The 7,626-nt window shown below is 56.9% G+C and carries 8 protein-coding genes and 3 pseudogenes; 6 read left to right on the plus strand and 5 right to left on the minus strand.

Annotated elements, in window-relative coordinates:
* Positions 1-159 precede the first annotated feature (159 nt).
* Positions 160-411: pseudogene (locus tag ACRXB1_RS25280) on the minus strand (hypothetical protein); the annotation flags it as partial.
* Between ACRXB1_RS25280 and rsmI the strand changes: the two are divergent.
* Entirely contained in the window at positions 301-1,212 is a 912-nt protein-coding gene (gene rsmI, locus ACRXB1_RS25285; RefSeq protein WP_062170346.1) for a 16S rRNA (cytidine(1402)-2'-O)-methyltransferase, read from the plus strand. The pseudogene ACRXB1_RS25280 and the gene rsmI overlap by 111 nt on opposite strands.
* 58 nt (positions 1,213-1,270) lie before the next feature.
* On the opposite strand, the gene ACRXB1_RS25290 is transcribed toward rsmI, so the two are convergent.
* On the minus strand, positions 1,271-1,900 hold the full coding sequence (locus ACRXB1_RS25290; RefSeq protein WP_174364067.1) for a septal ring lytic transglycosylase RlpA family protein: 630 nt from the start codon (positions 1,898-1,900) through the stop codon (positions 1,271-1,273).
* 403 nt (positions 1,901-2,303) lie between these two features.
* On the opposite strand from ACRXB1_RS25290, the gene ACRXB1_RS25295 reads away from it, so the two are divergent.
* The 3 genes from ACRXB1_RS25295 to ACRXB1_RS25305 all read left to right on the plus strand — a co-directional run bounded on the left by ACRXB1_RS25295 (position 2,304) and on the right by ACRXB1_RS25305 (position 4,418).
* The gene (locus ACRXB1_RS25295) at positions 2,304-3,218 is read left to right on the plus strand and encodes an MBL fold metallo-hydrolase (protein ID WP_449493588.1); all 915 of its coding nucleotides are present in this window, start codon (positions 2,304-2,306) and stop codon (positions 3,216-3,218) included.
* The gene (locus tag ACRXB1_RS25300; RefSeq protein WP_449493589.1) at positions 3,215-3,865 is read left to right on the plus strand and encodes an exonuclease; all 651 of its coding nucleotides are present in this window, start codon (positions 3,215-3,217) and stop codon (positions 3,863-3,865) included. Before ACRXB1_RS25295 ends, ACRXB1_RS25300 begins: the two co-directional genes overlap by 4 nt.
* A gap of 94 nt (positions 3,866-3,959) precedes the next feature.
* Positions 3,960-4,418 carry an Lrp/AsnC family transcriptional regulator gene (locus ACRXB1_RS25305; protein WP_062168666.1) on the plus strand — a complete coding sequence of 153 codons (459 nt, stop codon included), beginning with the start codon at positions 3,960-3,962 and terminating at the stop codon, positions 4,416-4,418.
* A 15-nt stretch (positions 4,419-4,433) separates the two neighbouring features.
* Here the strand turns inward: ACRXB1_RS25305 and ACRXB1_RS25310 are convergent, their stop codons facing one another.
* The 3 genes from ACRXB1_RS25310 to ACRXB1_RS25320 form a co-directional block, all read right to left on the minus strand.
* Entirely contained in the window at positions 4,434-5,627 is a 1,194-nt protein-coding gene (locus ACRXB1_RS25310) for a cation diffusion facilitator family transporter (protein ID WP_449493590.1), read from the minus strand.
* Between the two features lie 194 nt (positions 5,628-5,821).
* Positions 5,822-6,127: an H-NS histone family protein gene (locus tag ACRXB1_RS25315; RefSeq protein ID WP_062168663.1), complete on the minus strand. Its 306-nt coding sequence runs from the start codon at positions 6,125-6,127 to the stop codon at positions 5,822-5,824.
* 385 nt (positions 6,128-6,512) lie between these two features.
* Positions 6,513-7,178, minus strand: a complete 666-nt coding sequence (locus ACRXB1_RS25320; protein ID WP_449493591.1) for a HugZ family pyridoxamine 5'-phosphate oxidase — start codon at positions 7,176-7,178, stop codon at positions 6,513-6,515.
* A 156-nt stretch (positions 7,179-7,334) separates the two neighbouring features.
* Here ACRXB1_RS25320 and ACRXB1_RS25325 point away from each other — a divergent pair.
* A pseudogene (locus ACRXB1_RS25325) lies at positions 7,335-7,499 on the plus strand (MFS transporter); the annotation flags it as partial.
* Between the two features lie 53 nt (positions 7,500-7,552).
* Positions 7,553-7,626: pseudogene (rplO, locus tag ACRXB1_RS25330) on the plus strand (50S ribosomal protein L15); the annotation flags it as partial.

A 7,626-nucleotide genomic window follows, 5' to 3' on the forward strand; every position in this document is an offset into this window, starting at 1 on the left:
GATCGCGTGGCACAATGCGTTCTTCGCATGCCGCCCGCCCTCATGACTCCACTCTCCGAACTTGCCCAGGGCCAGCAGTTTCCGGCTGGCGCGCTCTACATCGTCGCGACGCCTATTGGCAATGTCGATCTCGCCGCCGCGGCACACGAAGTTGCGCGTGACAAAGCGCAGCCGCTGACGCTGCAAATACTCCAGCGCGCGCTCCTCGAACGCGCTTCCGATCGTTTTCGACACCCCGTTCCCCAAAAAGTTGTATCGGATCGCGTGGCACAATGCGTTCTTCGCATGCCGCCCGCCCTCATGACTCCACTCTCCGAACTTGCCCAGGGCCAGCAGTTTCCGGCTGGCGCGCTCTACATCGTCGCGACGCCTATTGGCAATGTCGCGGACATCACGGTGCGCGCGCTGCACGTGCTCGGCCTGGCCGACCGGGTGGCCGCCGAGGACACGCGCAACACGTCGCAACTGCTCTCGCGCTATGGCATTTCGAAGCCGACCATAGCGGTACACGAGCACAACGAGCGCAGCGCCGCCGAACACGTGATCGCGCATCTGCGTAATGGCGAACGTATTGCATGTGTCTCCGATGCCGGCACGCCCGGCATATCGGACCCAGGCGCAAAACTCGTCGATGCCGTGCGCGAAGCCGGCTTTCCCGTCATCCCGTTGCCAGGCGCAAGCGCGCTCACGACCGCGTTGAGCGTGGCGGGCGCGTGGGTTCACACCTTCTCGTTCATCGGCTTTCTTGCGACCAAGACCAAGCAGCGCGACACGCAACTGCACTCGTTGCTCACGCATGTACCCGCGCTCGTCTTCTACGAAGCACCGCATCGGATAGTGGAGACGGTGCAGGCGCTTGAACGCGCGTTCGGCGGCGATCGGAAACTGCTGATTGCCCGTGAGCTGACCAAGTTACATGAGAGCATTCACCAATGCACCCTGGCCGAAGGGCCAACGTGGTTAGCCGCCGATGCCAACCGGCAACGCGGTGAATTTGTACTGGTGGTGGAAGGGGCGCCGCAGCAGGAAGCCGCCGATGACGCGCACGACGCGTTGCTCGAGACCTTGCTGCAAGAATTATCGGTCAGCAGTGCGGCGCGGCTCGCGGCCACGTTGACGGGTGCATCGCGCAACGCGTTGTACACGCGCGCGCTTGCGATGGACAAAGCGCGCAGCGGTGATCAGGACGCGGAGGAATCGTCCGTCGAATAGAAAACGGGCCGTTGCAATAACGGCCCGCTTGTTTGTGATGCTCGGCAAATCAAGCCGATCAGTCAGTCGAAGAGAGCGACGCGAGCGATTGCTCCCGCGCCAGTCGCGCTTCTTGCTGCGTCAGCCCTTCGATCTTCACTTTTCCAATGCCTGCGCCACGCATACCCAGCGCAGCGGCCGCCGCATAGGACAGATCGATTACACGGTTTCCGACGTACGGGCCGCGATCGTTGATCTTGACGACCACCGACTTGTTATTGCTTTGGTTGGTCACGCGAACCCACGAAGCCAGTGGCAACGTGCGGTGCGCCGCGGTCATGGCGTGCATGTCGTAACGCTCGCCGCTGGCAGTCTTGCGGCCATGAAAACCACGGCCATACCAGGATGCGCGGCCCTGCTGCTCGAAGTCGCCGACATTCGGACCGGCGGTGATCGGCTCTGCATTGGCAAGCGAGGACGCATCGGCCGAATGATCGGTAGACGATGGAATCGAGTTCAGCCGGGAATCGTAAGCCAGCGGTGTTGCGGCGTGAGGGGAACTGGACTTCGGTGCTGCAGCGTTCTTCGTGACCTGCGTTCCGGTGTTCTGGATGCCGGCCTGATCGCCACCGCTCGGTGGCATTGCGCAACCCGTGAGGATTGCTGCGACAAAAAGACTCCCGAAATGCCGAGTGAGTCGTACATTCATAGACGTGTAATCAACGGTTCGAGCCGCCTGTTCCGTCTGCTATTTCTCAGACGGTATTAGACAACTCAAGGCTTTCCGCGCGACAGCAGACGTCGCTCGAGAATTCGAACGACGCGCATATCCACGGGAACGGCGTACCTCGCCGCACAAGCCCGGTTAGTTTTCACGTCTGGCGCAACCTGTCCCCGGCAGCCTGACCAGACCCCACATGCCGCCATCGAACGTGGCAAACACGTTCTTGCGCGATAAACAGCACAGGAACGGCGGCGTAGGCCCCATCCAGCGTTACGGCAGCTAAGGCCGTGAGCGGGTGCTTCGCACCCGGCTGGACAAGACGTGCACATCGATCGGAATCGATGCTTGATTGCGATTTCAAAGCGATTTGCTTCGAACTGCGTACTTGATGGCAATTGTAGAAAGCGCTGATGGCGCTCCCAACCTGCCCATTGATGGCATGCTCAAACCATGCACAAGTGGAACGATTATACCCAAAAGCTCCAGCCGACCCTCCATTCAAGCACAATTTGTTACTCATTCTCTCTGGGAGCGTAAAAATTGCGGATTTTTCCTAATTGTTGCGCCCGCGTTAGATCGATCGGCCAACGCTGCATGCGTAGCCGCAGCCATTGTTTACGCCCGCTACAATGAACGTTTTACATGCTGGTTGCTATCCATGAAGGTCACCCTGATTCCTGTGACACCCTTTCAGCAGAACTGCTCCATCGTTATGTGCGAGGCAACCGGGCGCGCAGCAATCGTAGATCCGGGCGGGGATGTCGATCGGATCATTGAAGCGGTCGCCGAACTCGACGTAACCATTGATAAAGTGCTGCTTACCCACGGTCACCTCGATCATTGTGGCGGCGCCAAGGCAATCGCCGATCACTACGGCGTCGTGATCCACGGCCCTCACAAGGAAGACGCTTTCTGGATCGACCAATTGCCCGAGCAGAGCAAGCGCTTCGGCTTTGGCGAAGCCCAGGTGTTCACGCCCGAGAGGTGGCTGGAAGAAGGCGATACTGTTCAGTTCGGCGAAGAAATCATGGAGGTCTATCACTGCCCGGGGCATACGCCCGGCCATGTGGTGTTCTTCAGCCGCGAAAACCGGCTTGCGCTGGTAGGTGACGTCCTGTTCGCGGGCTCGATCGGACGAACCGATTTCCCGCGCGGTAACCACGCCGACCTCGTGCGCTCCGTACAAGAAAAACTCTGGCCTCTCGGCGACGACGTCACGTTCGTGCCGGGACATGGTCCCACTTCAACGCTAGGCCACGAACGCCGGACCAATCCCTACGTCGGCGACAGGAAAACTGCATGAGCACCGCCATCCCTGAAATCTATGTCAGCACGGATGTCGAAGCCGACGGCCCGATTCCGGGTCCTCATTCGATGCTCAGTTTTGCATCGGCGGCTTATACGGAGAACAAGGAATTGGTTGCTACGTTCTCGGCAAATCTCGAAACGCTCGAGGGCGCTACGCCTCACCCAGTCCAGGCCGCGTGGTGGAAGACGCAGCCCGAAGCGTGGGCTGCGTGCCGGACGGATCTGCAGCAACCACTCGCCGCAATGCAGGCTTACGTCAAGTGGGTCGAGGCGTTGCCCGGCAAGCCCGTGTTCGTGGCGTACCCGGCGGGTTTCGACTTCACCTATATGTTCTGGTACATGATGCGTTTCGCCGGAAGCTGCCCGTTTTCGTGGTCGGCGCTGGATATCAAGACACTCGCTTTTGCGCTCACCGACCTCCCCTACCGGAAGGCCATCAAGCCGCGCTTGCCCAAACACTGGTTCGACGAACATCCGCATACTCATGTGGCGCTGGACGACGCCATCGAACAGGGCGCGCTCTTCTGCAACATGCTGGCCGAGTTGCGCGCTCAACGCGCCAGGCTGGCATCGCTCAAAACCGCCAGCGAAACGACCGGCGGCAACGGCGACGAAGCACAAAACGCGCAGTCTGGGCAATGAGTTAGGGAATATTGCTCACGACAGGCGTTTGACATTGCGCATCCTTTCTGCCACCTCTACTATTGGAGTTGGTAACGGCCGAAAGGAGGCGCAGTTGACTCTCGATACGTTCTCACAAAAAATCCTGCGACTCCTGCAGCTCGATGCCCGGCGTTCGGTCCAAGAAATTTCCGATCAAGTGGGGCTCTCCAGCACCCCTTGCTGGCGGCGCATCAAGGATATGGAGCAATCAGGTGTGATTCAGCGCTACACGGCGCTGCTCGATCGCGAGAAACTCGGTCTGCATGTTTGCGCGCTCGCGCATATCCACCTCACTCGACATACGGAGGGCGGCGTCGAGCAATTCGAACGCGAGATCATCACGTGTCCTGAAGTCACCGAGTGCTACAGCACCACAGGCGAAGCCGATTACATTTTGAAAATCGTCGCGCCCGATATCAAGTCGTACGACGCATTTCTGCATGACCGCATTTTCAAGATCCCGGCGGTAGCGCAGGTTCGGACCAGCGTAGTACTTCGTGAAATCAAGTTCGATACCCAATTACCGCTCTGATCACGCTGTAGTAACTCAGCCAAGCACCCGGCCGTCTTCGAGCGGCCGGGCTTGCGGCGACGACTCCGGCTGCACACTCCGGGCAAGTCGGATCTGTCGCACGCCAAGCTCTTTCCTGAGGGTATCGAAATCTATCTGTCTCAGCTTCCCGATCTGAGCATCGCTTGAATCGGAAGGAAGCAGCACATCGATTTCAAACCCGCTGCTCAGATAATGCAGGTTGAGTTGATCGAAGCTCATTCCCTGCGCACGCAGCAACCCACTCACAGCATCGCTCACCGCAGAGCGCGTTGGCAACCGCGCAGGCGGCGGGCTGATGTCGTCGTTTTCCGGGTCGACATGAATCAACGCGTCGACCACGCGCGTATTCGTGAGCAAGCGCGCTCGCGCCGATTCAGCGATGTAATGGCCCTCGGAAACCGAGATCAGCGGATCGACCAGAATATGCGCATCGACTTGAGCAAGGTCACCCATTTTTCGTGTGCGCAATTCATGGACGTCGCGCACGCCTGGCGTTTCCATTAACAAGGTTCGCAGTTTTTCGGATTCAGCCTGGTCGAGGGCACGATCGGACAAATCCTGCAAAGCGTCCCATCCGAAGGTCCAACCCATTCGGGCGACCATGAATCCCACGATTGCGGCGGCGATAGGATCGAGCAAGCGCCAGCCCGCCATGCTGCCGATAATCCCGATTCCCACCACTAATGACGACGCCGCGTCCGAACGTGCATGCCATGCATTTGCAATGAGCATGGCGGATCGGACACGTTCGGCCGCACGCAACATATAACGAAATAAAAGTTCCTTCGAAACAAGGACGATGACCGCAACCACGAGTGCACTCGCATGGACCTGCGGAATGTCTTGGAGATTCGTGATGCGCTCGCCGGCACGCCATAACATTCCGATGCCGACCGCAATTAACAATGCGCCGAGAAATAATGAAGCGACTGTTTCATAGCGGCTGTGCCCGTAATTATGGTCATCGTCCGGGGCCGCAGCACTTCGTTTGTTTGCCAGCAATACGACAAAATCGGACACAAGATCGGCCAACGAATGAACACCGTCGGCAATAAGCGCCTGGGAATGAGCAAATACGCCCACAACGATCTGCGCACTCATCAGAACGCAATTGAGCGCGATGCTGGTAAAGGTTGTTTTACGCGCGACCTCATGCTTCTCAGCGGTGCGCGCTGTTGATAGCGGCATTTCATTGCTCGGAGTGTTTGTACGAGCAATCTTACCAAGGCGAACGGGAAACGGGATCGCTAAACGACCATAAAAACCTTTTAAATCATCGATTTAAAAGAAACGCGACGCGTTCTCAGTCAGCCGCCCATATCATCCGGAAACAAAAAAGCCGCACTGCTTTGCAGGTGCGGCTTTTTTAATATGAAAAGACCTTACTTCTGGATCAGAAAATTGTCGCGTTCCTGACCGGCAATCCACTTTGGGGGCTTACCGCGGCCCGACCATGTGCTACCGCTATCCGGATCACGATATTTCGGCGCCACGCCAGCGCGCGGACGTGCTGCGTTTTTCAGATTCTTACCGCCGCGACCACCAGCCAGTTCGGCAAGCGTGATCCCGTAGTCGGTCATTTTCTGCTTGATTTCATTGAGAACTTCAGCGTATTCCCGCGACTTCGCTTCTTCAATCTGTCGCTCGAGATTTTCGCGCTGCGCGAGAAGTTCCTTGTAAGACGTCATGATGTTTTCCTTTGGTTTGCAGTGTACGAGTCAAGTGCCCGCTTGGGGTTATATTGTAAAGCCTCTCAATGGATCGCAGATTAACACAACCACGGCTTTATGCGTGTTTCAACACACTCGATCTAAATCAATTCAGCCGAACGGGTGTGGGTAACATTTGGTGCGATTCTTTAAATGGTCCGCACTTTCCATTCATCCAACTTACATCTTTGAATGAATGCGGAAAATCTTTCACAAAATGGGAATACTCTTAAAACGAGTCGCTTAAACCTTCCATCCGATGCGAGCTTGCGTTAGAAACCCTTCAGACAATGAGCGTTTCCTGTAATCAAGTGACATAACAGCACGCGTCTGCATAGGTTTGCGAGGTCTGGAGTTCAGACAATCACCTATGCCGTTCAATACAATCGATCAGCGCAGCATTCAATTCGGCTTGCGTGTCTTTCGGTTTATCAAAGGTGAAACGATTGCGCACGCCTGAGCTTCTTAGATCACAACCGTATTTGTCGACGCCGATTAGTTCAAGTTCCGGCGGCCGCAACGAACAATCGGAAAATAATTCCAGCAGTTGCAATTCATTCTCTTCGGATATTGCTTCAGATTCATCGAGGGCAGTTCCGTCCAGCCAGCCCATTGCGCCAAACCCGCCTATATAACGCATGCGTTCAACTGACATTACCCAGAAAGTGAAGTCGCCCAGTTCGAGATATCGGGCAGCATCAGGGTGATATCGAAGATAACGGCGCGACAGTTCAGACATGGATTCTGCCGGGGCTTGAGAAAAAGAACCGAGCATTGTCAGACGCTGGCCTTCGAGAACGGCATCGCTCGCTGAGTGGGCTATGAGAAAACCGGCTCGCGCGTCCGACTGAAGGTTTCGCGTGTGTTCGGCCAGATGACTGATCAAGACCATCGGCACGTGCGCTGATGTAGGTGCGAAGGGCAATGCCGTGGGATAGGGATAACCGTGCGGCTCGCGGGAATGTGTGGCGAGCGTGCCACTGGACGCCTGGTGCAACAGATGCAACGGCGCGTGCGACGGAATATTCAAGGCGAACCTCATCAGGAAGCCGAACCAGGATCTCGATGTGTTCAGACAAGCGTATCGACAACGCGTTCGATAGAATCGAAAGCTTCGTCGGGTAAATAATTGCATCAACGTTATTGAACCGGCCTTCAAAACGAAGATATAACGAGAGCGAGTTCCGTGTCTGAATCAGTTTCCAGCGCCCCCGCCACCAGCTCCGATACCGTACAAGCCGCGCACAGGAGGCTCCCGGCCAGGAAGCGTGAGCGCGCCCGGTACGCCACCATGGCCGTTTTCTTCATTGCGGGGATGTTGTACGCCTCGTGGGGCGTCCATGTTCCCACCTACCTTGTCAAAGTCCTCAGCTAAGCGGCTGACCAGGGATCAAGGAGTTGAATATGGATTTGAATAACCTCAAGCCGGCAGAAGGCGCGAAGCACGCAAAGCGTCGCGTCGGTCGCGGTATCGGTTC

This window comes from Caballeronia sp. M23-90 (assembly GCF_053574605.1).